23 protein-coding genes and 3 tRNA genes are annotated in these 23,581 nt (G+C 56.5%); 16 read left to right on the forward strand and 10 right to left on the reverse strand.

Annotated features, from left to right (window positions below):
* The first annotated feature begins 194 nt into the window (after positions 1-194).
* The 4 genes from WC509_03245 to coaD all read left to right on the forward strand — a co-directional run bounded on the left by WC509_03245 (position 195) and on the right by coaD (position 3,701).
* Complete coding sequence (locus tag WC509_03245) at positions 195-1,394, forward strand: IS110 family transposase (protein MFA5006468.1); 1,200 nt, start codon at positions 195-197, stop codon at positions 1,392-1,394.
* 200 nt (positions 1,395-1,594) lie between these two features.
* Positions 1,595-2,653, forward strand: a complete 1,059-nt coding sequence (locus tag WC509_03250; GenBank protein ID MFA5006469.1) for a M42 family metallopeptidase — start codon at positions 1,595-1,597, stop codon at positions 2,651-2,653.
* A gap of 5 nt (positions 2,654-2,658) precedes the next feature.
* Complete coding sequence (rsmD, locus tag WC509_03255) at positions 2,659-3,216, forward strand: 16S rRNA (guanine(966)-N(2))-methyltransferase RsmD (GenBank protein MFA5006470.1); 558 nt, start codon at positions 2,659-2,661, stop codon at positions 3,214-3,216.
* Entirely contained in the window at positions 3,213-3,701 is a 489-nt protein-coding gene (gene coaD, locus WC509_03260) for a pantetheine-phosphate adenylyltransferase (protein ID MFA5006471.1), read from the forward strand. The genes rsmD and coaD overlap by 4 nt, the downstream gene beginning before the upstream one ends.
* A 55-nt stretch (positions 3,702-3,756) precedes the next feature.
* On the opposite strand, the gene WC509_03265 is transcribed toward coaD, so the two are convergent.
* Genes WC509_03265 through WC509_03275 form a run of 3 tightly spaced genes read right to left on the reverse strand, consistent with a single transcriptional unit; the run spans position 3,757 to position 5,376 of the window.
* Positions 3,757-4,206, reverse strand: coding sequence for a hypothetical protein (locus WC509_03265; protein ID MFA5006472.1), 450 nt, complete (start codon positions 4,204-4,206; stop codon positions 3,757-3,759).
* Positions 4,207-4,223: 17 nt separating this feature from the next.
* Entirely contained in the window at positions 4,224-4,808 is a 585-nt protein-coding gene (locus WC509_03270) for a chromate transporter (protein ID MFA5006473.1), read from the reverse strand.
* A complete protein-coding gene (locus tag WC509_03275; GenBank protein ID MFA5006474.1) occupies positions 4,801-5,376 on the reverse strand; it encodes a chromate transporter in 576 nt (191 codons plus the stop codon). The genes WC509_03270 and WC509_03275 overlap by 8 nt, the downstream gene beginning before the upstream one ends.
* Before the next feature lie 142 nt (positions 5,377-5,518).
* Here WC509_03275 and WC509_03280 point away from each other — a divergent pair, with 142 nt between their 5' ends.
* The 12 genes from WC509_03280 (at position 5,519) to WC509_03335 (ending at position 16,324) form a co-directional block, all read left to right on the forward strand.
* Positions 5,519-7,549: a response regulator gene (locus tag WC509_03280; GenBank protein MFA5006475.1), complete on the forward strand. Its 2,031-nt coding sequence runs from the start codon at positions 5,519-5,521 to the stop codon at positions 7,547-7,549.
* On the forward strand, positions 7,546-10,434 hold the full coding sequence (locus WC509_03285) for a glycosyltransferase (GenBank protein MFA5006476.1): 2,889 nt from the start codon (positions 7,546-7,548) through the stop codon (positions 10,432-10,434). Before WC509_03280 ends, WC509_03285 begins: the two co-directional genes overlap by 4 nt.
* An 84-nt stretch (positions 10,435-10,518) precedes the next feature.
* Positions 10,519-10,595 (forward strand) — tRNA-Arg (locus WC509_03290).
* Positions 10,596-10,762: 167 nt separating this feature from the next.
* A complete protein-coding gene (locus tag WC509_03295; GenBank protein ID MFA5006477.1) occupies positions 10,763-11,410 on the forward strand; it encodes a hypothetical protein in 648 nt (215 codons plus the stop codon).
* A 1-nt stretch (position 11,411) separates the two neighbouring features.
* Positions 11,412-11,858, forward strand: a complete 447-nt coding sequence (locus WC509_03300; protein ID MFA5006478.1) for a LytTR family DNA-binding domain-containing protein — start codon at positions 11,412-11,414, stop codon at positions 11,856-11,858.
* Positions 11,855-12,277, forward strand: coding sequence for a hypothetical protein (locus WC509_03305; GenBank protein ID MFA5006479.1), 423 nt, complete (start codon positions 11,855-11,857; stop codon positions 12,275-12,277). Before WC509_03300 ends, WC509_03305 begins: the two co-directional genes overlap by 4 nt.
* A gap of 67 nt (positions 12,278-12,344) precedes the next feature.
* Positions 12,345-13,523 carry a PAS domain-containing protein gene (locus tag WC509_03310; protein MFA5006480.1) on the forward strand — a complete coding sequence of 393 codons (1,179 nt, stop codon included), beginning with the start codon at positions 12,345-12,347 and terminating at the stop codon, positions 13,521-13,523.
* A gap of 54 nt (positions 13,524-13,577) precedes the next feature.
* Positions 13,578-13,654, forward strand: a tRNA-Arg gene (locus tag WC509_03315).
* Positions 13,655-13,752: 98 nt separating this feature from the next.
* Positions 13,753-13,829 (forward strand) — tRNA-Arg (locus WC509_03320).
* 141 nt (positions 13,830-13,970) lie between these two features.
* On the forward strand, positions 13,971-14,216 hold the full coding sequence (locus tag WC509_03325; GenBank protein MFA5006481.1) for a helix-turn-helix transcriptional regulator: 246 nt from the start codon (positions 13,971-13,973) through the stop codon (positions 14,214-14,216).
* Between the two features lie 967 nt (positions 14,217-15,183).
* Positions 15,184-15,447, forward strand: a complete 264-nt coding sequence (locus WC509_03330; GenBank protein MFA5006482.1) for a hypothetical protein — start codon at positions 15,184-15,186, stop codon at positions 15,445-15,447.
* 256 nt (positions 15,448-15,703) lie between these two features.
* Entirely contained in the window at positions 15,704-16,324 is a 621-nt protein-coding gene (locus tag WC509_03335) for a hypothetical protein (protein MFA5006483.1), read from the forward strand.
* Between the two features lie 55 nt (positions 16,325-16,379).
* Here WC509_03335 and WC509_03340 read toward each other — a convergent pair whose 3' ends face one another.
* From WC509_03340 to WC509_03370, 7 genes are all read right to left on the reverse strand, one after another.
* A complete protein-coding gene (locus WC509_03340) occupies positions 16,380-16,613 on the reverse strand; it encodes a hypothetical protein (GenBank protein MFA5006484.1) in 234 nt (77 codons plus the stop codon).
* Between the two features lie 103 nt (positions 16,614-16,716).
* On the reverse strand, positions 16,717-17,241 hold the full coding sequence (locus WC509_03345; protein MFA5006485.1) for a hypothetical protein: 525 nt from the start codon (positions 17,239-17,241) through the stop codon (positions 16,717-16,719).
* A gap of 805 nt (positions 17,242-18,046) precedes the next feature.
* A complete protein-coding gene (locus WC509_03350; GenBank protein MFA5006486.1) occupies positions 18,047-18,304 on the reverse strand; it encodes a hypothetical protein in 258 nt (85 codons plus the stop codon).
* A gap of 31 nt (positions 18,305-18,335) precedes the next feature.
* Positions 18,336-18,503, reverse strand: coding sequence for a hypothetical protein (locus WC509_03355; GenBank protein MFA5006487.1), 168 nt, complete (start codon positions 18,501-18,503; stop codon positions 18,336-18,338).
* A gap of 39 nt (positions 18,504-18,542) precedes the next feature.
* Positions 18,543-19,901: a replication initiation factor domain-containing protein gene (locus tag WC509_03360; protein MFA5006488.1), complete on the reverse strand. Its 1,359-nt coding sequence runs from the start codon at positions 19,899-19,901 to the stop codon at positions 18,543-18,545.
* A gap of 60 nt (positions 19,902-19,961) precedes the next feature.
* The gene (locus WC509_03365) at positions 19,962-21,875 is read right to left on the reverse strand and encodes a hypothetical protein (GenBank protein MFA5006489.1); all 1,914 of its coding nucleotides are present in this window, start codon (positions 21,873-21,875) and stop codon (positions 19,962-19,964) included.
* On the reverse strand, positions 21,872-23,542 hold the full coding sequence (locus WC509_03370) for a hypothetical protein (GenBank protein ID MFA5006490.1): 1,671 nt from the start codon (positions 23,540-23,542) through the stop codon (positions 21,872-21,874). Before WC509_03370 ends, WC509_03365 begins: the two co-directional genes overlap by 4 nt.
* Positions 23,543-23,581 lie beyond the last annotated feature (39 nt).

Below are 23,581 nucleotides of genomic sequence, written 5' to 3' on the forward strand. Positions count from 1 at the left end.
CAGTAAGGAGACGGTGGGGAAGAAAGGGCGCGGTGCTTTTTGGGACCATGATCCCGTCAAAAAAAACGCCGGACTTCCGCTCACTCTCGAAAACTTGATCAAGCCTAATGGGGACGAAGATCCCGAATCAAGGACGAAAAGAAGCGAAGAGGGAAGCGGAAGGGAACAAAGGTCACAAGAAAGGAGAAACAAGAATGGAAGGACCGTGCATCGCAATCGACGTGTCGAAGGATGAAAGCCATATCCAGGGGTACATGACCCTGGGAGAACCGATCGGGGACGCAGCCTCGATCGGTCATGACAAGGAGGGATTCACAAGACTGGAGGAATTAGGCAAGGAATTAACCATGAGGGTGGGAAGACCGCCGGCAGCGGTGTTCGAGGCGACGGGAATCTACCATCGCGGACTGCAAAGTCATCTAGAAAGCATCAAGATGACGTATTACATCGTCAATCCGCTCCTAGCGGCGAAATGTCGCAAACAAGAGTTGCGGACGAAGAAGACGGATGTCCGCGACTGCAAGAACCTCGCCAAAGTGTACTATACGACCGAACTCAGGGTCACGACGACGGCGGATGAAAACTACTATCGGATGCGGCAACTGAGCCGTTATTACGAGGATCTCCTCAATCATCTGCGAAAGTGCAAGGTCGGATTCACGGAGGCGCTCGACGTGGTGCATCCCGGCTATCGAGACATATTCGATGACCCGTACACAGCGACTTCGTTCGCACTTCTGAAGGTATATCCGCATCCATCCACGCTAGAACGAAGAAAGCCGGAGACGGTCGCGCGGATCCTCGAAAAGCAGGGCGATCACGGTGTGGTGTGGTGCTTCGAAAAGGCGGAGCAAGCGATTCGGCATGCGCAGTCGTGCGTCTCCGGGTGCAAAGCGACGGACGTCAATGTCGATATTCTGCTGGGAGAACTCGAGCAAGTCGAAGCATATCAAAAACGCATCGCCGAGGTCCTGAAACAGATCGTCGAGCAAGCGAAGACGCTTCCGGAGTTCCGTCTCCTGACAAGCGTCCCGGGCATCGGCGAGAACCTTGCGGCCAGGATCATGGCGGAGGTCGGGGACATCAAACGGTTCGCCAGAAGCAAGCAACTGGCCGCCTATGCGGGACTCGATCCGATCGTGTACCAGTCCGGACAAATGGACGGACTTCATCTCCGTATTTCGAAGAAAGGGAACAAGCGTCTGCGTTGTCTCGTCTACCTGGCTGCCCGTTGCGGCCTGGCACAACGGACAACGAACGTTATCAGGGATTTCTACAACAAAAAGACGCGGCAGGCACACCCGTTGTGTGCCAAAGCCGCGTCCGTTGCCTGCGCCCATAAATTACTGCGAATCATTCATGGGGTGTGCGTAACGGGAACTCAATTCCGTTAACCGATTGTAGTATACCATATTTTGAAATTCAACTGAATACACTTCAGTGTTTTTGTCATACAAAAAAGACAGAGTCAAAAAAACAGAGCAAGGACTTGACTTCACTTACCTAATTTTTTTACGCGGTTGTCGCCGCGGGGCGGACATGGTATAATGAATGCAGACGGAACGGCGCGCTCCGGCGCCCGAGGAGGACCATGATGAAGAAACTGCTCTACGAACTCACGATGCTGAACGGAATCCCGGCGAACGAGCGCCGTGTCCGCAAGTACTTCGAAGAAGCGGTCCGCGGAAAGGCGGAAGTCTCGTTCGACAACCTCGGCTCGGTGATCGCGACCAAGGTCGGCATCGCCGACGGTCCGCGGATCATGGTCGCCGGCCACATGGACGAAATCGGCTTCATCGTCTCCGAGATCACCAAGGAAGGCTACGTCAAGTTCATCCCCGCGGGCGGCTGGTGGGGGCACGTCGTCCTCGGCCAGCTGTTCACGATCACGACCGCCGACGACAGGACGATCCACGGCGTCACCGGTTCGAAGCCCCCGCACATCCTGAAGGACGAGGAGAAGACCAAGGTCGTCGACCTCAAGGACGTGTACCTCGACCTCGGCGTCGCCTCGAAGGAGGCCGTGCTCGCGCTCGGCATCAGGATTGGCGACATGATCACTCCGTCGATCGAATCGCGCGACCTCGCCGATCCGAAATACATCCTCGCCAAGGCGCTCGACAACCGCATCGGCATCGCGCTCGCGATCGAAGTCCTCGAACGTCTCCAGGACATTCCGCATCCGAACGTCTACTACGGCGTCGGCACCGTCCAGGAAGAGGTCGGCACCCGTGGCGCCGGCACCGCGAGCTACCGGATCGGACCCGACATCGGCATCGCCCTCGACGTCACGATCGCCCACGACTATCCGGGCGGATCACGGGAGACCGAACTCGGCAAGGGACCTTGCCTGATGATCTACGACTCCTCGATGGTCGGACACGTCGACCTCCGGCAGTTCGCCCTCGCGATCTGCGAGGAACTCGGCATCCCCTACCAGCTCTCCTACCTCCGCCAGGGCGGCACCGACGCCGGCAAGATGCACGTCTCGAAGGTCGGCTGTCCGTCGATCGCGATCTGTCTCGCCAGCCGCTACATCCACTCGCACACCTCGATCATCCATGCGGACGACTACGAGAACGCCGTGAAGCTCGTCGTCGAGATGGTGAAGCGCCTCGACCGCAAGACGGTCGACGAGATCACCTACCGCTGAAGGCCATGCGGGTCATCGCCGGCGAGTACCGCCGCCGCCTTCTGAAGGAAGCCGACGGCGCGACCACCCGCCCGACCACCGACAAGAACCGCGAGATGGTCTTCAACGTCCTCGGCCAATATTTCGACGGCGGCGCCGCGCTCGACCTCTACGCCGGAACCGGCGCGATGGGGATCGAGGCGCTCTCGCGCGGCGTCTCCACCTGCGTCTTCGTCGATCGCGACCCGGTCGCGATCCGCACGATCGACGACAACCTGCGGACGCTCACGATCTCTCGAGAGCGCGGCACTACCGTCCGCGCCGACGCGGACGTCTGGCTCCGCGACCACGGAAAGACGCGCTTCGACCTCGTCTTCCTCGATCCGCCGTACGCCCAGGGCGCCGTCCCCGAGGCGATCCGGGCGATCGCGGAAGCGAAGATGCTTCGACCCGAGGGAATTCTCGTGGCCGAGACGGACCGGACGTTCGAGAATCCGGCAAACATCGCCGGAATCGCGCTCTATCGCGAAATTCCGGCCGGCAATTCCAAATTCGCATTCTATCATTGGGAGGCACGTCCATGAAAATCGGCTTCTATCCCGGCAGCTTCGATCCGATCACCTTCGGCCACCTCGACATCATCGATCGCGGCGCGAAGCTTTTCGACAAGCTCTACGTGGCGATCTCGCACAATCCGAACAAGAAGACGATGTTTACCGCCGACGAGCGGCTCGCGCTCGTCAAGGACGCCGTCAAGGATTTCCCGAACGTCGAGGTCGTCAAGTCCGACGTCCTTACCGTCCGCCACTGCAAGCAGCTCGGCGCCACGCACATCCTCCGCGGCCTGCGCGCCGTCACCGACTACGACTACGAGTTCCAGCTCACCAACTTCAACCGCCGGCTCGACAACGAAATCGACACCGTCTTCCTGATGACGGAGGGGCAGCATTCCTTCCTTTCATCCTCCTCGGTGCGCGAACTCGCGGCCTTCGACGGCGACGTCTCGCCATTCGTTCCGAAGGCGGTCGTCGAGGCGATCCGGAAGAAACTCGGACAGTCCTCCCTTTGAATCGAAGAAAAAATAAAACGGCGCTCTTCGCAGAGCGTCGTTTTTTGGCATCTGGTCAGTCGAGGACGGGGAAGACGACATACGCGTCGAGCCAGTCGACGAGACGTTCGACCGACTCGAAGGGACGTTCCAGCCGGTCGGGATCGACCTGGGCGACGGCCGCACCGTCGCGGAAGACCGCGACCGTCGGCGTGAAGCGATAGGCGAACGCGGAATTGTCGGCCGGGAAGGCGGCGCCCGCCTCGATCTTGTAGACGACGATCCCGTAGGTCGAGACCATGTCCTCGAGGATCGGCCGGAACGCCTCGCAGGAGAGACACGTCTCCGAGGAGACGACGAGGATGAAGTCGTCCGCCGCCGCGATCTTGGCGGACAGCGCGTCGGCGTCGATCTCGACCCATCCGGTCGCATCGGGTGCGGACTCGGGAATGATGCGTTCGCCCGGGGTGCAGGCGATCAGGAAGAAGGACAGGATCAGAAGGATGGAAAGACGGATCGTTCTCACGATGGATTCGTTCCTTTCTAGAAGATGCCGTAGAGGACCACGCCGAGGACGGCGGCAAGCAGCAGAAGCAGGATCGGCGAGACTTTCCGGAACTTCCGCGAAAGCACGAAGATGACCGTCATGATGACGAGCGCGTAGGCGTCGAAGGCGGAGAAGTCGAAGACGGCGTCGCGGATGTGGAGGGACGGGAAGACACGTTCGAAGGCGAGCGTGAAGGCGACGCCGAAGACGAGGCCGACGACGGCCGGACGAAGGCCGAGGAACGCGGCCTTGAACGTCTTCGTCTCGAGCACCCGGGAACTGAACCGGGCGATCAGGAGGAGGACGAGGAACGACGGCAGGACGACGCCGAGGGTCGTGACGACGGCACCGACGATCCCCCCGGCCTCGGTGCCGATGAAGGTGGCGACGTTGACGGCGAACGGACCGGGGGTGGATTCGCTCACGGCGATGAAGTCGATGAGCGCCTCCTCGGTGATGAAGCCGCCGCCGACCAGTTCGCTGCGGATCAGGGGGATCATCGCGTAGCCGCCGCCGAAGGTGAAGAGGCCGATCTTGAAGAAGATCCAGAAGAGCGAGAGGAGCGTTCCGAGATCAGGCACGGGGTCCGCCTCCCTTCGCCGTCTTGCGCGCCAGCGCGGCGCCGTAGAGGATCCCGGCGGACGCCGCCAGGAGGATGATCCAGATCGCGGAGACGTCCATGAAGACCGAGAACGCGAACGCGCCGACGAGGACGAGACCCGCGAAGACGCTACGGTCGGATTTCTTCGAGAGTTTGAAGACGGCGTTCAGGATGATCACGGCGACCGCCGCCCGGAGGCCGCGGAAGGCGTATTCGACCCAGAGGAGGGCCTTGAATTCGGCATAGAAGAAGGTGATCAGGGTGATCACGGCGAACGACGGCAGGACGACGCCGACGGTCGCGGCGAGCGATCCCCAGAAGCCGGCGATGTGGTAGCCGACGTAGGTGGCGGCGTTGACGGCGATGACGCCGGGGGTCGATTCGGAGATGACGAGCAGCTTCACGACGTCGTCGTCGGTGACCCAGTGCTTGACGTCGACGACCTCGCGCTGCATGATCGGGATCATCGCGTAGCCGCCGCCGAAGGTGAAGGCACCGATCTTCATGAACGTCAGGAACAGCTCCCCGACGGTTTTGGACTTGGACATGGAGACCCTCCTCGGATGGCATGTTCCCATTATATCACGGAAATTTCGACATGGCGTCGATGAAATGCCGCGCGATTTCCGCCCGGGCGATAGGAAAACGCGGATCATTGCGATATAATGGGTTCGTCAGGCGGTGATTTCCATGTACAGTGCCAGCAACCCAACCCGATTCCTCGCGCCCGTTCCGCTCGGCGGCGGCGCCTACGTGTCCACGACCCGGGATCGACAGGCCGGTCGTCCCTCCGCGCTTGCGTTCATCGCCGACGGCGCCGACGTCGCCGTCATCGGGATTCCCCCCGTCGAACCGACGGTCGTCCTCGAGACGATCCGCATCGCCGTGCCCGGGGCCGTGCTGCGCCGGATCGTGATCCTCGAATGGGACGATCGTCTCGTCGACGTCCTGAACGCCTACGCCGCGGTCGCGCCGGAAGCGGTCGTGGTCGGCGACCGCCGCGTCGCCGAAGCGATCTTCGCCGACATTCCGCAACGGATCTTCTCGATCGCAAGCGCCCAGGACACCGTCGCGATGCCCTCCGGCCGCCCGATCGGATTCGTTCCGAGTCCGTTCGTCTTCTCCCCTTCCGCACTGATGGCGTACGACGCCGTCTCACATACCCTCTTTACCAACCGCCTCTTCGAGATCGGCTGGGATCGTCCGATCCCGTCGTCGGTCGAGGAAGCGCTTCCGGCGATGCTCGACTACCACCGCATGTATGCGCCCTCGAGCGAATTCCTCCGCCCCGTCCTGGCCGCCGTCGACAAGCTCGACGTCGCCGTCGCGGTCACCCGCACGGGCATGGTCTTCCGCCACGACGAGATCCGACAGCTGGTCGCGCGACTTTCGACGGCCGAATTCTTCCACGCCCACCGCGCCGCCGGCAAGCCGAGCGACGGCCGTGCCTTCTCGCATAAGACGCTCGCCACGCAGGTGCTCTTCAAGCTCGCCTCCGTCTATGGCGACGACGCCGTCCTCGAGACCTTCGCCGAGGGCGGGATCGGCATCGCGGAGAAGACCTTCGTGATATCGGGCGAGGACGACTACCGCATCTGGCAAAGACTCTTCGACATCGTCTACGCAAAGCGCGGACCGGCCTGGCTCGGTGTCGCCGAACCGCTCGTCGATAAGCTCGTGACGCTATACGGCGTCACCCGTCCGTCGGTCTACGGCTCTGCCGTGATGGCGACCGAACTCAAGGCCACCCAGATCGACCGCGAACGGCAGGAACTCGAGGAGCGCGTCAGGCAGCTCGAGACGCGTCTTTCGGAGACGCTCGACCGGCTGACACGAGACCCGCTATCCGGCGCCTACAACGAACTCTTCCTCCGGCAGTACGTGGCCGGATTCTCGGAACGGCGCGAGGCGGACTTCGACCCGGTCCTGCTCTACGTCGCCCTCGACGACGTCGCCCGTCTCAATCTCCGCTACTCCAAGGATGCGGGCGACGAGGCGATCAAGAACCTTGGCTACCTGATCGACCGCATCCGCTTGCCGGAGGACCTCCATTTCCGCCGCGGCGGACCGGTCTACGTCGTCGCGATCGAACGCGGCGGCATCCCCGCCGCCCAGGAAACGCTGGGCAAGATCCGGGAGGGGACGCGCGACGCCGAGGCGTTCATTGAACCTCTGACGGTCTCCGCCGCCTTCGTCCGGCTCACGGAGACGCCGCGCGACCTCACGGCCGAACGCCTCGCCGAGAAGCTGCTTGCGGTCGGCGACGAGCGCATCCGCTTCGCCCTCGACGGCGGTCCGTCCGCCACCATCGACGAAAACGTCCGCTTCGAATCCGGCAAGACCGCCCGGATCCTCATCGTCGACGACGATCCGACGGCGCTTGCGCTTCTGTCCGGACTGCTCCGGGCGGACAACTACGAGGTCGTCGTCGCCGCCGACGGCGCCGCCGGCCTCGTCGCCTGGAACACGAAGGGTTTCGACTTCGTTGTCTGCGAGCGCAACGTCCCGAAGCTGGACGGTTTCGCCCTGCGCCACGAGGTCTATGCGGGACCGGGGCCGGGACCGCGGATGTTCCTCCTCATGACCTACGCCAAGACGCGTGAAACCGTCATCCGCGCCAACCTCTCGGAGATCGACTTCGTGCTCGAGAAGCCGATCGTCTATGAGGAACTCGCCGGCCTCATCCGCCGCAACATCCGGAAGGCGGGTCCCTGCCGATGACTTCGCTTCCCGCTTCCGTTGCGCTGATCCTCTGGGTGATGTTCGGGATCGTCCTCGCGAGCGTCGTCATCGTCGCCGAGGTCTTCCGGAACAAGCATGCGGCAAGAGTCCGCGCACTCGAGACGGACCGCGCCCGCGAATATCTGCTCGACCGTTACCTGCGCGACGTCGCCGCGCCGAAGGAGTTCCCCCCGGAGACCCTGATCCGCGCCTACGCGATGATCCTGAACGAAATCGTCCTGCCCGCCACCTCCCTGGAGCGGGCGTTTCGCGATTTCACCGATTCCGGCCTGATCGCCCGCTGGATCCGGCGGCTATCCTGCCCGTTTCCGAACCGGCGCAAGGAGGCCGCCGCCCGTCTCGGCCTGTTTCCCGCCGCACCGACCAAGTTCGCGCTCGTCAACCGCCTTCGCGTCGAGCCCCTGGCCCACGTCCGGATCTACCTGATCAACGCGCTCAAGGGACAGATGGACCAGCTCACCCTCGAGATCATCATCCGCAGCGTCGTCGGATCCAAGCGCTTCTACCAGACGCGTGCGGCGCAGGTCATCAAGAACTACATCCTCTCCTCCCGCACGCGCCTCCCCGACCTCTTCAACAGCGACAGCCCGGAGATCAAGGAACTGTTCGTCGAAGTCGCCGAAGGACTTCGCCGTCCGGATTTCCTGGCCGCGCTCGAGGCCGAACTGGCCGCCATCGAACGGCAGAAGGAGGGCGTGGACACGCCCGCATACCGGTCGATGACACCGCCGCGGCTCTCCCGGATCCGCCGGCGCGTGCTGGCCGCGCTCGTCCTCTACGGCCGCGAGTTCGATACGCCCTCGTACCTGCGCGATCCCGATCCCGAGATCGTCAGGATCGCCGTCGCTTCGCTTTCGTCGACGCCGACCTTCGAACGCATCGAACGACTCCTCGACCTCGCCGACGGCCGCATTCCCGAAGACGTCTTGGCCGCCGCGATCCGGAAGATCGTCGATGCCGACCCGACGCACCTGAAACGCTTCGTCGAACTCGTGACGAAGCGTTCCGAAGCGGATGCGCGCCGCGTGCTCGCCCGCATTCTGGCCAACAAGTTCGACTATTTCGTGCTTCGCACCAAGAACGCCCCCGAGGAACTTGCGCTCGTCGTGCGCACGATCGCCGCATGCGGTCTGGACGCAAGCGTGATCCGTTTTCTCAACCTGAACCGCGACGCCGCCGTCGAAGCCGCCTTGCTTCCGCTCGTGAAGCGCGAATGCGACGCGTCCGGCCGTTTTCTCGCGGACGTGACCGAATTCCTTGACGAACCGCTGCTCAGGAAGATCGGATTGCGGCGGCAGAAGACAAAGGCCCCCGCCAAGGACTCGGCGAAGCCGGATCCGGCGAAGAAACGATGGCTTCTTGCGGTCCTTGCGGTCGCGATCCTGTTCTTCCCGCTTTTGTTTCTATTGTTCGATCCCGAGGCCCTGACCGCGGGCGGCATCGCCGCCCTCGCCGTCCGCTACGACGTGTTCGTGAACAAGGCGAGCGTCGTCTACTACCTGACGGCCAACCTCGTCTATCTCGCGCTCGCCGCATTGTCGATCGCCGGCGCGAGTAAGCAGCGTCGTCTCTGGGACATCAAACCCAAGGCGATGCTCTACGAGCGCGGCATGCTCTCCTCGATCTCGGTGATCGCCCCCGCCTACAACGAGGAGGTCACGATCGTCGAGTCGGTCAACAGCCTGCTCAACCTCAAGTACCCCGACTACGAGGTCGTCGTCGTGAACGACGGGTCCAAGGACGGGACGCTCGAGCGTCTGATCGAATACTTCCGGCTCGAACGGAAGAACGTCCCCGTCGGCGAGGCGCTCGCCACCCGTCCGATCCGCGCGGTCTACGCCAACCGCTCGATCCCGAACCTGCTCGTCGTCGACAAGGCCAACGGCGGGAAGGCCGACGCGCTCAACGTCGGGATCAACTTCGCGACCCGCGAGTACGTCTGCGGGATCGACGCCGACAGCCTCCTCGAACCCGATGCGCTCCTCAAGGTGATGTCGACGACGCTCGACCACGACGAGGTCACCTTCGCGCTCGGCGGGAACATCTTCCCGTCGAACGGCTGCGAGGTCGACCGCGGGATCGTCGAAAAGACCGGGCTGTCGAAGAAGTGGCTCCCGCTCGCGCAGACGATCGAGTACCTGCGCGCCTTCACCCTCGGCCGCATCGGCTGGGGAGAACTGAACGGCCTTCTGATCATCTCCGGCGCCTTCGGTCTCTTCGAACGGCGCATCCTCACGGAGGTCGGCGGGTACCTGACGGTCGCGACCTTCCGGAAGGACACCGTCGGCGAGGACATGGAGCTGGTCGTCCGCATCACGCGCCGGGCGATCGAACGGAAGCTTCCGTACCGCATCGGCTTCGTGCACAACGCCGACTGCTTCACCGAGGTGCCGGAACGGATGGGGCCGCTTCTACGGCAGCGCAACCGCTGGCAGCGCGGCCTGCTCGACATCCTGAGCTACCACCGCCGGATGATCCTGAATCCGCGCTACCGGACCGCAGGGACGGCCGCGATGCCCTATTTCCTCTTCTTCGAGACGATCGGGCCGCTCCTCGAGATCCAGACGTACCTCGCGCTCGTCTTCGGATTCGCCTTCGGAATCCTCGCAGTCGAGATCGCGCTCCTCATGTTCACGGTCACGATCGTGCTTGGGATGTTCCTTTCGATGACGGCGCTCCTCGTCGCCGAGAAGCACCTCGTCTACCTCTCCGCGAAGGACACGTGGCGGCTGATCGGACTCGCGGTCGCCGAGAACTTCGGACGCCGCCAGTTCTGGAGCCTGTACCGCGTGCGCGGTTTCTTCGCCGCGTTCCGCGACAACGCCAGCTGGGGCGCGATGGCGCGCGTCGGCTTCAAGAAGTAGGCACCGCCGCGTGAAGGCTCCCGCGGCCGTTTCCGCTTTACAAAGGAGGGCATCCGTATTATAATGATGGATGCATCGCGCCACGACCTGGTAGCTCAGCTGGATAGAGCAACGGCCTTCTAAGCCGTCGGTCAGGAGTTCGAATCTCCTCCGGGTCGCCATCCGCGCCTCCGCCCCCGTTTCCGGGGGCTTTGCATTTTCATCGCCATTGCATTCCGGGCCCCCGATCGTGCATTCCGAACCCCGTCCGCTTGCATGATCGCGCGGTCTCGCCTAGAATGGAACCGTCAAGTCCGGACGAAACGATCCGGGCGGAAAGGACACACCCATGAAGACCATCCTTCGCCCCATCCTCTCGCTCATCGTGCTCGCCTCGCTCGGCGTCGCCCTCGTCGGCTGTTCGGCCGACGGCCTGTCGCAGTTTCTGCTTACGGCGTCGCGGGGCGTCGAGACCGCCGCGTCGCTCGACGACGTCGACGAGGCCGACCTCACCGACGCCGCGCTCGACGAACTGTCCGTCGAAGTCGACGCAGAGCTCGAAACGCTCGCCCTCGAACTCGCCCTGACGCCCGCCGAGAAGGTCGCCGAGATCCGCCGCCTCCGCGCCGAGATCCGGCTCGCCCACGCCTCGATCGTGACGATCCGCGCGACGGTCCGCGCCGCCTTCCAGACGCTTCGGGACGACGTCGCCGCGTTCCGCGCGTCCGACGGTTCGCTTTCCGAGGAGGAGCGCGCGATCGTCGCCGCCCGCACGGAGGAACTGAAGACGATCACGGCCGCGCTCCGCGACTCGATCGGCTCCTGCTACGAACGGATGCACGCGCTCCGCGGCCGGTACGACCGCACGCACCTCGACGAGATCCTCGCCGCCCATCAGGACGTGCTCGAAATCCTCGACGGAAGACTGGCGGGACTGACCCGCGTCCAGGAGATCTTCGCGGAACTGACCGCGATGGTCGCGCTTCCGGAGGAATGAGATGAAGGTCCGCGTCGAAGAGATCGCGGATCTCGAAGGGACCGAAGTCGTGGTCCGCTGCCGCGCCCGCGACGGGGAGGTCGAACGCGTCGTCGACGCGCTCGGCTTCCTCGACGAGGCGGTCGTCGCGAAGAAGGACGGCCGGAGTTACCGCGTCCCGCTTGCGGACGTGTTCTATTTCGAGAACGTCGACGACCGCACCTTCGTCAACCTCCGGAAGGAGGTCCTCGAGACCGCGATGCGGCTCCACGAGGTTGAATCGACGCTGCGCGGCTCGACCTTCGTACGCGTCGGCCGCAACACGATCGTCGACGCCGCGAAGATCGCGAGCTTCAAGTCCGCGCTCAACGGACGGATGGAGGCACGACTTCAGAACGGCGAGACCGTCGAGATTTCGCGGGCGTATGTCGGCGCCATCAAGGCGATGCTGGGAGGGACCAGGCGATGAGAAGATTTCTCGGCACCTACTTGAAGACGTTCTTCTTCGCCAACCTCGGCTTCCTGCTGGTCGCCGTGGCGGTGAAGGCGAAGCTCAACATCACCTACGGATACGCGGCCTTCGAGATCGGCGCGATCCTGTTCTCGCTCTTCGTCGCCCTCGGCGTCCGGATTCTGCTTGCGCGGAAGGGCAACCCGGTCGCAAACGCGATCCTCGGCCTGCTCGTCGTCCTGCCCGGGGTCCTGGTCCTGCGTCCGATCTTCTCGCTCGCCGTGTTCCGCTTCTCGTTCGTCCTCTACCTCGTTCTCGCGATCGCCGCGGTCGCGTACGCCGCCGCCGTCCTCGTCGTCTCGGCGCGGGCGAAGAAGGAGACCGACGCCCTCAACCGGATGCTCTCCGAGCGTCCCCGGGATTCCGAACGCGAATGACCGTCCTCCGGGACGGTTTTCATTTTCAATGGTATAATGGAGTCGACCCATCCCGGAGGTGTTCCCCATGACCCCATCGCCCCTGTTCGATCCCAGGCGCAGCGCCGTCCTCGACCGCGCGGTCGCAGACGTCCTCGACGATCCCGGCGCCGACAAGAGCGCGGCCGCCCGCCGCCACCGTACCGCGTTCGACGCCGCGACGCCGTTCGATGTCCTCGGCATGACCCGCTTCGCGTCGGTCGGATCCGGCGGCGCGGAGGCGATCCTCGGCGAGGCCGGCAAGCTGATCCACCTCTTCAGGAACGGCCTCTCGGTCTACCCGTGGAACCGCGAGGTCCATCCTGCGCTCGTCGCCCTCCGCCAGGAGAACGACGACGTCCTCGCGGCGATCCGCACGCTTTCGCAATTGTTCTCCGCACTCGACGATCCCGCGTCGCGACGGACGCTCGCGGAGTGGATCGGACGTTTCGAAGAACTCGAACGCAAGTTCCGGAAGGCGGAACTCCTCCTCCATCCGGCACTCGACGCCCATCTGCCCTCGCCGGTGCCGCTCAAGGTGATGTGGATGCTGCACGACGAGATCCGCGCGGCTCGGGCGGAACTTGCGAGCGCGCTTTCGGCTCCGGATCCGGACCCGGCCAACCTATCCCTGCTCGCCGGAAGGTTCCACTACGACGTCGTCGGCCTGACGGAAAAGGAGGAACTGATCCTCTACCCGGCGGCCGCGACGCTCCTTTCGCCTGCGGAATGGTACGGGATTGGGAAAGAAGCGGCCGGCTTCGGCTTTGCCTTCGGGGCGGACCCGGCCGTCGTCGAGACGACCGCGGGCGCGATCCCGGCGGGCGTCTTCTCGGTCCGCACCGGCACGCTCGGCTTCGATCAGCTCGCGCTCGTCCTCGACGCGCTCCCGCTCGAGATCACCTTCATCGACGAACACGACGTCACCCGCTACTATAACGGCGGGAAGACGAAGATCTTCATGCGCACGCCGCAGATCCTCGGCCGGCCGGTGTACAACTGCCACCCGGAGAAGAGCGTGCCCGTCGTGCGGGGGATGCTGCAATCGTTCAAGGAGGGGCGGCGCGACGCCGCCGAACTCTGGATCGAGCTGAAGGGGCGCTTCGTCCACATCGTCTATCGCGCGCTGCGCGACGCCAGCGGCGCCTACCGCGGCACGATCGAGATCGTCCAGGACCTGACCCACGAACGCTCTCTTACGGGCACGCGCGAGACCGTCGACCTCTGATTTCGACGATTGGGGGTTTTTCACGGATCGGAACGGTGATATAATGGTATCGCTGGCCCGATAGCTCAGCTGGACAGAGCAGCGGCTTCCTAAGCCGTCGGTCGCAGGTTCGAATCCTGTTCGGGTCGCCAGGATCGTCCAGCCGTTCTCCGGAACGGCTTTTTTCATTGGCGGGACGGGGAAAAACCGTTGTAATGGCACGGTTCGCGTGATATAATATTACTCGCCTGGCTCGATAGCTCAGCTGGATAGAGCATTGGATTCCGGATCCAACGGTCGCAGGTTCGAATCCTGTTCGAGTCGCCATTGAAATCCATAGCCGGTTCATCCCGGCTTTTCATATTCTATTCCGATAACAAATTAGTTAATCTACATCCATTTTATAACAAATTAGTTATTAGTCAACTGAGTTTCGATAAAAAATGATATTATGAAGGAGGGAAGGAGATGAAAGACTTGCTTTCGATCAGAAAAGAAAAAAATTTAACTCAAAGAGAACTTGGAGAGATCATCGGCGTTTCAAATGCACAGATTGGTCGAATTGAATCAGGCGTTTGTGAACTATCACTTACGCAATACGCAAAATTGATCACTGCACTTAGTCTTTCTGCAGAACAAGCTTCTCAATTGATGGAAGAAGCTCTTGCGACTGCAAAGCCTCCGAGGACTAGAAAATCAAAGGCCAGGGACTAACCCCGGCCTTATTTTTTACAATTTCGGTGAATACATGTCGTAATTTTTCTTCAGATACCCAGTGGACATATGCATATAAATCTCAGTTGTTTTCGGATCAGAATGTCCCAGGACATACTGAAGCGGAACTAGAGGACATCCGTTCTCAACAAGCATTGTCGCAAACGTATGCCGTAGCATATGCGGATGAATCGGTCCGATCTTCAGCTTCTTCGTCGCATATCTAAGAATCGCCATCACCATATCCGGACAGAATTCATGATTATATCGAAAATCCTTAAAGAGGAATTTCCGGTGAGGATCTACAGCGATATACAGCTGAAGCCGATCAAGAATCGCCCGGTCAAAGAATACTACTCGAGGACGGCCGTTCTTCGTGTGATCCAACATGACGGAGCATGAATAGAGGTCAATATTTGCAATTTTTATAGCACACAACTCGCCGGATCTTACACCCGTATAAAACAGTATCATGAAAACCAGATACCTAGTCAAATCATTAGGTGTCAGATTCATTTCATTAAAATATGCCATGAGTTTGACGAGGTCACATCGAGGAACAACTTCGAAGCCTTTTTGTTTGAATTTAACAACCGGGAAATCAGTGACTCCCTTTATCACAAGATTACTGTATTTCAAAACACGCTTGATGATGCCCAATCTCTTTTCGATCGTAGATCTTGACAGCGATTTTTCCCACGATCTATATACTTTTTTAATTGATGAGTCATTCAAGCTTCTAATCGAACTAATACAATGGATCCCAAATTCGCGCAAGATCAAAACACCATGCGCAGCAGTAAATCGATATGTTCCTAAGGACTTCGAAATCCGGATATAATCCAAATATCGAAAAAAACAATCTGCAAATCTCATCTCTCTCCTTTTGGAATCCGGATTTCCAATAAAAATTATACTCGAATTCCATAAATTTATGTATAATAATATATTAGGGGGTGGAGATATTATGATTTCTAAAAGAATCTCGTTAGCATTACTAATTATCGGAAGTGTGCTATTGTCGTTTTTATTAGTTGCAATCATCGGCGGCCTTGTAATTAAGGTGGATCCAAACAATGATTTCTTCGAAGTATTGATAGAAATTGGCAACACACCACCAGTAGAATGGATTTTTAATACAGGTTTTGGTTTTTTAATAATCGCTGCGTTTCTCGACTCAATTGATAGAATTGCAGATGGCATCACAAAAAAAGCTAATATAGATAAATGAACAAGAAAAAATATTCGTTTCGCAAAGACTATACTACAGAAGACCACTACACAATAATAGAATTAACCAATTCACTCGAAGAAGTAAATGCAAATCTAGAAATCATAAAACATGAAACAAGAAAAAACAATCAAGATTTGAACACTCGCATAGACAAAGCCTTCGAAAGGCTGTTGATCTTAAGTGATAAACTAGAACGCATTGAGAAAATAGTTGTTCATAATAAACACCTATAACACAATGAGGATGATACACTATGATACTCACTTGGTCTGGATGGGAAATATTTTTTAACGGTTTAAGTTCACTTTTAACGCTTCTCGCTATAATTGTTTCGTTGTATATAGCATTAAGAAAGCGCAAAGCGAACTATACATGCCAAATATCAAGTTCTGCGATAAATTCGATTAACCAAAAAGGGTTTTTCAACATCTCATTATATAATGTTGGCGAAATGCAATTAAGCATTGAAAAAATAGGAATTATAATCAATAATCATTTTTATACCAATCAATTCCAAGAAAATATAAAAAAATTGATTCACACGATTAAAATAAACGAACACATGAACACTCATTTTGATACGCAGTACGGTGAATTCGTACTTGATATTGGCGAAAAATCAGATACTCCGATTTTCATCAAAGATTATTTTATTGTAAATACAAAGAAAAATAAGAAGTTGTTTGTAGGATACGTGATCAACGGAACACTAAAGAAATATTATCTCCACATTAAAGAAAACGTATTTTTCAAATTATACGATTCCATTAGTGTTCACTCGAGATTATACGACAAAAAAAAGATCAAATCATATGTCATCAATGGTCATAACAATCTAACATCATTAACGGACGATGAATCAGTAAATGCATAATACTATAAATCAATAGACACTTAGAAAAGAGGGCTGTACAGCCCTCTTTTATTTACTACAAACTCGCAACATATCGAATATCGGTATTTGGGACGATATGAATTTCAATTGAATATTCTTTGAGAAGTTGAAATTTATCGTTTTCTCCAATGTTCTGATGAACTTGAATCACCCTGGTGACAACGGACTTATTCATTCCTTGCCACTCAGGTAGATAGTCTCTTTGCTGAATGCGTCTTTCGATTTCCTGCAATTCCAAAACTGAAACAATGCGAACATCTCTTGCCACAACAAAGCCCCCTTTGAATTTCTATTTGATGTTGCTTTCTTCGAAACAATGATGTAGAATAAGTTCAGAGCCCAGCTGAGGGTTCAGAGTCGCCTTGAGCGGCTCATTTTTTTATTTTCCGGAGCCATTCCGCATGACTCCGCTTGTTGATCTCAAGCTGCTTGATCTTCGGCTTCGCCTGGGAAATCAGGATCTTCGGCATCAGATCGACACCGCCGAGAGGAACATATCCTTCGCGGAAGTCGATCGGATTCCCCTTCCGATCGAAATACTCAGTCTCAAGCTGCAGCAGCGAAACACCATAATCAGCCATGTTATATCCGTAGAGCGGCATCACATTCTGATGCTTCTTGGTGTGTGAGATCCGATTGACTCCGAGCTTGTTATCCAGGAGATCAGTCACCAGGTAGCAATGCCCATGGGCGTTCGAGTTCGGAAGCATGTTCGGCTTGTCGGTAAAATAGATCACCGAATCCGGTTTTCTCCGGGAATACAGATCAGCCAGTTTCGCCTTGGCCGACAATTCGCCGGCAACAGATCCATATTGCCTCGCCTGGATGAGCTTCGCTTGGTAGAACTTGATCTTCTCACCTATCGTGTATTGCTTTTCCTTTGGATCGAACGCCATTTTCCCACCTCGTCATGATGTTTTTGTTCCTGAGTTTTGCACGATATGGCCATACCATGCAATTCCCGGCGATCGCCGAACGCATGATATTCTCCTGCAGAAGCATTTGCATGTAATGGCCGACTAGAAATGAAGCTGCTGCTCGACGATCTCTTCCATGCTAATTCGCTTATCATAACCAAAGCTCGATTTCTCCATTCCGAGATCATCAAGCATCATGCGACAACATGTCTTCACCCGACCGATCTGTCCTCGAGAAAAACGCGCTGCACGTTCATAATTCGTCGAAAGATGATCCAGGATCCATTTCGAGTCGAATGCATATGATTTCTTGTATTGACTATGATGCCACCGAAAATGCAACCCTGGATCCTCGGTAAGGTAGTAGTTGTGATAAGAATCGAAACCGGACATTCCTCCTAATGTGAACCCAGTTATGACTAGCCTGAAGTTCTTCCGATCCACAGGCACATAGCATCGTCCTGGTCTTTTAGGCATGACGGTCTATCACCCTGAATCGACATGGGCTAGACACGAGATGTGCAGTACCTGCAATGCCGGGACAGACTCCCCCGGGATCCACCGAATCAAGCGGACACATGCAGCAGCGTTCGGCTTGAAAAGCTTCCCGGATCGTCTTATATGGTCCGGACTTCATATCATCCGAATAGTAGATCGAACATGTTTCCTTATCCGGAAGAAGATACTGCTTGCCCACACCCCAAGGCATCCAGGAGTCGATCCAAAGGATATGATCCCGATTCGTGACGAAGTATCCCCTCTTCAGCTTGATCGGCATGCCCTCTCACCTGTTGACCGGATGATCCGGATCATAAATCTTGAGTTCCCTGAAGATCTGATCGATGAACATGATCATGTAGAGGATCTCTTCGAACGGATAGTCCTTGCATTTCGGAAAACTCGATTCCGGATTGATGATCGCCTTGACGATCACATTGTAGTCCTTCACCATGATCTCAAGCTCCAGATCATGATGCCTGAAGGCGACGAACTCGAGGCCGGCGTTCTTGCCATACATCTCACGATAGGTCGAGAAATTCATCCTGTAGATCCTCCGGAGGATCTTCTCGATGTCATTGGCCGATACACGCATCGATGATCGCCTCCGGTTCATACTCCGAGACAAGCTCGATCAGCTTGTCATGAACGGTTTTCTTCGAATCGATCCCTTCCTGTTCGAGCAGCCTGATGCAGCTGATCAGTTCCGGGACAATGACCTTGTGAATCGCAAAACTTGCCATATCATTTTCTCCTTGTCTATTGATATGTTTGTTCTGAAGCTAGAAGGGCAAATCATCCAGGACAACCCGGATGTTCCCCCTGGTGATCTTTCCAATGAGTTCGTCGTGCTTCTCCTGGACATCCTGCATCGTGATGCGTTTCTTGCCCAGGGATTCGCGCTTCTTGTTCACGGCCTCCAGGGAGGGATCGTCCATGCGTTCCAGTCCCACCAGGGCAGCCAGAAGGTGCTTTGATAGATAGTCTTCCTGGTAGGTCAGGAAGAGTTCTGCGAAGATCAGCAGGAGCGACTTGTTCATCCACTTTTCAGTGCGATCGATGGACTTCTCGACCTTCCCATGGGATCTCAGATCCGTCTTCTTGACCGTTTCCGTGAAAGCAAGCCACTCCGGCAGAGGAACCGCATCTGAGATCTTGTCCTTGATGGTCGTCCATTTCGGATTCTTCTTTCTGAACTTCGAACACTGCTCAGGATCCTTGAAGGTGATGCAACCGTTCAGTGCTTCCATCGCGAACCTGGATACCCGAAAAGGATCCTCGTCACCGGATGTCATGACCTTCATGTATTCCTCGACGATCTGATCCGCCTTGTCGTCCACGAAGCGCATTTCATATCGATACCAGACATTGGTTCCGAACGTTTCGAAATTCTGGGACTTGCGCTCCAGGTTCTTATCGTAGATCTGAAGCTGATTCGATTTCGGGGATCCAAAGGTCAGCGAAAAGCCTTTGCTGAAGATGCCGCCACGATAGTCCAGATCCTTGATCTTCATGCAGCCTTGATAGGTTGCGGTGAACCACTTGTTGTCTACGAACTCCTCCAGGTCGTAGATATCGATCTCTTTTCCGGTGAAATCGTCGATCGCAAGGTCGGCTCTCTTGAAATGACCGCCAAGGGCGCGACAGAACGCGAACAGCTCGACGAACGGATACTTCGAATCCCTTCGACGGAACTCGACCAGTTCCCGGCATGCTTGACCACGGAGCAGGATCTGAGTCGTCATGCGATCATTCGCCGATCGCGGCCCGGCGAAATTGATCTCGATGAATTCGCCGATGGTGATGCTGAATTTGAAATTGTTGATCGCGTATTCGTCCTGCTCGATCGAACTCCAGTCAACAGGCGGCGGAACCCCCAGGACGAACAGAAGCGTGTTCAGGATCTCGTCGTTCGTTTCGGTTTTCGCGATTGTTACGAACTTCTTACCAACCGATGCAATGAACGACTCGTGATACTCCAGGGTGTCGAATGTATACGAAACCCAGTCCCAGAGGATCCGCTTGTCAAGCTTGATCTCTGAAATGATTCCCCCTGGTTGTTTCTGCTCATTTCCGACACTTACGGGGATGCTATTACCCCCCCGCTTACATTTTGTATTCATGTATGTCCTTTCAAGCACGCGGCCTCGGCATGCGCCTGGGAGGCCGCGAGCTATCGTTGAAATGGAGTGCTACATTCATCATCGAAACTGCAGCGGCGGTTCCTCAGCGCCGGCATCGTCTCCGGGAACCGGCGACGATCCAACCGGCGTTGACACATTGGTTTGTTGTTGTTCTTCGAAAAAGCTTTGGTTGATGAAGTTGAAATCGAGTTCTTTCAGTTCCTCCGGAGTCGGCTTCAGCGAGGAATAACGCTGCAGAGTCTCCCACCGGAGTTCCTGAGGTTTCTTTGCCTCGTATCCTTCGGAGAGGAATACCGATTCGTAGAGTCGGCTTCCGCGCCATGATTCGTCCTGGCAGTTGACTCTTAGCGCGACGGAACCGACCTTGACATCTTCCTTGTCCTGGAGGTCGATCTTGAATTTGATATAGTCGAACTTCGAGAACCACAGAAGGATCTTCGCCAAGCTGCAGCGCCAATATCGCAGAACGGAATAGATCAACGTATAATCGAATCTCTTCCGTTCGGCAGCTCCACGGCGGCGAGTGTTCTTTGAGATCCTGCTCTTGACCGATTCATACTTGACGATCAATCGATCGACCAGGTTGAAGATCCAATCGAATGGAGCTTTGACCAATGACAATGGGAAGGGATACCGGTATGTATATTCCCGGACCTTCAGGAACTTGTCGGCGCACCCCCGGAGATTCAGAGGAACCTGGGTTGCCTGCTGATAATCCAGGAAGAACTTCGAATGGCGTTTGGTCCAATGAGAGAAGGTTCCGAAGGTGATATACATGCCATCCTCACCCACAGCTTCCTTCGTGTAGTGCGAGTTATACTCCTTGTCGATCTCCGACCAGGAGAAGACCTTGTATTCCTCGAGAGCGGCTTGAAACTTAGGATCCAACGGCTTCAGATAGCAGCTCTTCAGCATGATGGAGAAGCCATCCGCGTATGGATCCAGGATCGCGAACGGAGCTGAAGCGATCATCGATACGCCATCGAGGATCAAGCACATGTAATAGTAATGCTCCGGGAACTGCTCCATGTGTTGGTATGGCGATCTTTCGATCTCACCCCAGTTGATCTCCGGTTCCTGCATTTCGATGTCATGAAGGATCTCTTCTAGCTCGACAATGTAATTTTCTTCAGCCGCAAGACAGAGCTGCACATTGAGTCGAGTCTTTCCAACAGAGGGAGGACCGACGATAATGCAGAACTGGTGAGTTTCGAACTTGACAAACGCTCGGAAGTCATACAAGTTCTTCTCCAGTTTCTTCGTAGCCAGATTGATTGACTCAGTGATGAAGAACCAAGCGATCCCCATGATCGTGACCGGCAGCGGAACATACAGCGCGACAACCAGGATCGCCGATTTGAAGACTTCAAACAAGTAGATGTGAGTTTCTGTAGAAAAAGCCGATATGAAGTAGTGAATGACGGAGATCAGAACCTCGCTGAGAATCGAGATCAACAAGCCCCTGGAAAGGGCGACCACAGCGAAGAAGATGAGGATGCGACCGCGCATGCGCCACACCCACGACAGAAGCGCCTTGAGGCGATTCCTGATGCGCTGCAGCCGGTTCTGGAGACGTATGAACCAAGCTGCAGCTTTCGTCGTTCGGACCTTGTAGACCTCATTACTGATGAATCCGGTGATCCAGATCAGGACTGCCACCAAAAGGTTGAATCCGTAGCTGATGAAGTAGTTGATCGACTTCATGATCCAGATGATCAGATCCATCATGAATGATGTGAAGTCGAAATGGGAGATCTTATCGATCGCATCGACAACCGTATCGACTACGGTATCCTCGATCTGATCGTATGCCGGAGAATTATTGGATGAGAAGCGGTGGAACCAGGATCCGCCCTCAAATCGATCGGGGATCGAAAGGATCGGGTCCAGGAATTCATCAAGATTGAAGAGAACGGCGGCGATCAAGAATGCGAGGAGGATCCACCAGTATTTTTTGAAGAATCGAATCACTTGTAGAATTTTCTTTTTCTTCCGCTTCGTTTGATGCGATTGACAAGCTTGATTCCAAGAACCGCCGACAGACCGACGGCACCGCTCACGCAGACGACGATCAGGAAGCTTCTTCCGGACTCAAGAGCATCATCAAGACCATCGAGGATCTCCGGAATCGTCCATCCGACTTCCGGATCCGGAGTTGCGACCTCGGATTCGATCGCTTCGGATGCAGCTTCGTAGATCACGCCCTGGTATTCATACATGATGTAGATGATCACCAGGCGTTGGATGTCGTATGAGGTGTTCAGGCCTTCCTGGAACTGTCCCAGGTGAACCTTGTAAAGCTCATATGATTGAAGGTTGAGGTTGGTCAACTCCTGGGACACCATGAAGTCGCCGGCGACGGTATCCGGAACATCTTCGGCTTCGATCGGCTCGACGACGTCCTCGATGTCATAGATGTCGTTTCCCCTGATCGCAGATCCGGCCACGACACCCCATCCGACGACCGGGATCCACCAGAGCCATCCGGGAGCATCCGCTTCGTAGGAATCCCCATGGGCGAACGTGGATACCGCCGTCCTGGTTTCACCCTTGAAGAAGAGAAACTGATAGTTGTAGTCATATCGAACCGTGATCTTCAGAAGGTTCTCAATGACCAGGGGGAAGAAGCAGTAGAGGAATGCATGATTCGAGGATTCCTTGTTCACTACCCCCTGGAGGCTCAGCGGTTCGATCCTGGAATACTCGCCCTGGGTGAGATTGATCACGGTGAAGCCGATGTTGTATTCCTCATACGAGTCCGATGATGCGGCATAGACATCCGGATAGGGCAGCTTCTCAGGGTCCGGTTGAACGTAGAGGATTCGATCGCCATCCGGAGAGGTTGAATAGGACATGTTCACGTTCCAGTCGTCGATGATCACTTCCGAGAGATCCAGATCTACAGGGAACGCGACATCGAAGCGATAGGATTCTGCTTCACCTTCCTGGTTGACCGTCGAGAACGAAAGATGGTAGGATCTGGATGCCGCATCATACAGCTGAAGGGATTCGATCTGATGAAACCTGGTGACAGCCAGACCGTTCAATCCGATGCTGAAGCAATCCGGAAGAAGCGTGTAATCCGAATCGACATCGATGATCGTATCGACCGGAGTTTCATACTCGACGACGAGGTTCGCTTCATAGTAGCGCAGACCACCGGTATCAGAATACGGCGCACCGCCAGAGTAGCCTTCGTTCGCCCACCAGATCACGAAGGAAACGGACTGAGGGATGTATTCAGGATCGATCGCGTGGGTGATGATGCCGCCATCGATGTCGATCGCGGTGGACGACGTATTCCAGTAACCATTCGCGGCAGAAGTGTAGTAGGTTCCCACTTGAATCTGGAGGTAGATCGACGAAACGTTCTCCAGGTTATCCTGGAAGTATTCCAGTTCCTGGAGTCGGCTTGCGATTTCGAAGGTGAAGCTGTTGCCATATCCCATGAGCAGGGAGACATACCCGACAGAGCTGTAGTTCACGGCATCCGGATTGGATCCGTTGATCGTGAACGATTCATCTGCAGGCTGATACTCATAGATTTCTTCGACGATCGTGTATTCCGCTGCTTCGACAGATCCGACAGCCAGAAGCGCGAAAATGGAGGAAAGGATAACGAGGATGATTTTCTTCATGTTTTCTCCTTCCGGATGCCAAAGCCGTCGCTCATGCGG

It is taken from the genome of Candidatus Izemoplasmatales bacterium (assembly GCA_041649275.1).
Lineage (GTDB): Bacteria > Bacillota_I > Bacilli_A > Izemoplasmatales > Hujiaoplasmataceae > UBA12489.

Excerpts from the sequence above, each read along its gene's own strand:
- WC509_03245 (MFA5006468.1), top strand. The coding sequence starts at position 195 with ATGGAAGGACCGTGCATCGCAATCGACGTGTCGAAGGATGAAAGCCAT.
- WC509_03250 (MFA5006469.1), top strand. The coding sequence starts at position 1,595 with ATGAAGAAACTGCTCTACGAACTCACGATGCTGAACGGAATCCCGGCG.
- rsmD (MFA5006470.1), top strand. The coding sequence starts at position 2,659 with ATGCGGGTCATCGCCGGCGAGTACCGCCGCCGCCTTCTGAAGGAAGCC.
- coaD (MFA5006471.1), top strand. The coding sequence starts at position 3,213 with ATGAAAATCGGCTTCTATCCCGGCAGCTTCGATCCGATCACCTTCGGC.
- WC509_03275 (MFA5006474.1), bottom strand. The coding sequence starts at position 5,376 with ATGTCCAAGTCCAAAACCGTCGGGGAGCTGTTCCTGACGTTCATGAAG.
- WC509_03280 (MFA5006475.1), top strand. The coding sequence starts at position 5,519 with ATGTACAGTGCCAGCAACCCAACCCGATTCCTCGCGCCCGTTCCGCTC.
- WC509_03285 (MFA5006476.1), top strand. The coding sequence starts at position 7,546 with ATGACTTCGCTTCCCGCTTCCGTTGCGCTGATCCTCTGGGTGATGTTC.
- WC509_03295 (MFA5006477.1), top strand. The coding sequence starts at position 10,763 with ATGAAGACCATCCTTCGCCCCATCCTCTCGCTCATCGTGCTCGCCTCG.
- WC509_03300 (MFA5006478.1), top strand. The coding sequence starts at position 11,412 with ATGAAGGTCCGCGTCGAAGAGATCGCGGATCTCGAAGGGACCGAAGTC.
- WC509_03305 (MFA5006479.1), top strand. The coding sequence starts at position 11,855 with ATGAGAAGATTTCTCGGCACCTACTTGAAGACGTTCTTCTTCGCCAAC.
- WC509_03310 (MFA5006480.1), top strand. The coding sequence starts at position 12,345 with ATGACCCCATCGCCCCTGTTCGATCCCAGGCGCAGCGCCGTCCTCGAC.
- WC509_03325 (MFA5006481.1), top strand. The coding sequence starts at position 13,971 with ATGAAAGACTTGCTTTCGATCAGAAAAGAAAAAAATTTAACTCAAAGA.
- WC509_03330 (MFA5006482.1), top strand. The coding sequence starts at position 15,184 with ATGATTTCTAAAAGAATCTCGTTAGCATTACTAATTATCGGAAGTGTG.
- WC509_03335 (MFA5006483.1), top strand. The coding sequence starts at position 15,704 with ATGATACTCACTTGGTCTGGATGGGAAATATTTTTTAACGGTTTAAGT.
- WC509_03345 (MFA5006485.1), bottom strand. The coding sequence starts at position 17,241 with ATGGCGTTCGATCCAAAGGAAAAGCAATACACGATAGGTGAGAAGATC.
- WC509_03350 (MFA5006486.1), bottom strand. The coding sequence starts at position 18,304 with ATGAATTTCTCGACCTATCGTGAGATGTATGGCAAGAACGCCGGCCTC.
- WC509_03355 (MFA5006487.1), bottom strand. The coding sequence starts at position 18,503 with ATGGCAAGTTTTGCGATTCACAAGGTCATTGTCCCGGAACTGATCAGC.
- WC509_03370 (MFA5006490.1), bottom strand. The coding sequence starts at position 23,542 with ATGAAGAAAATCATCCTCGTTATCCTTTCCTCCATTTTCGCGCTTCTG.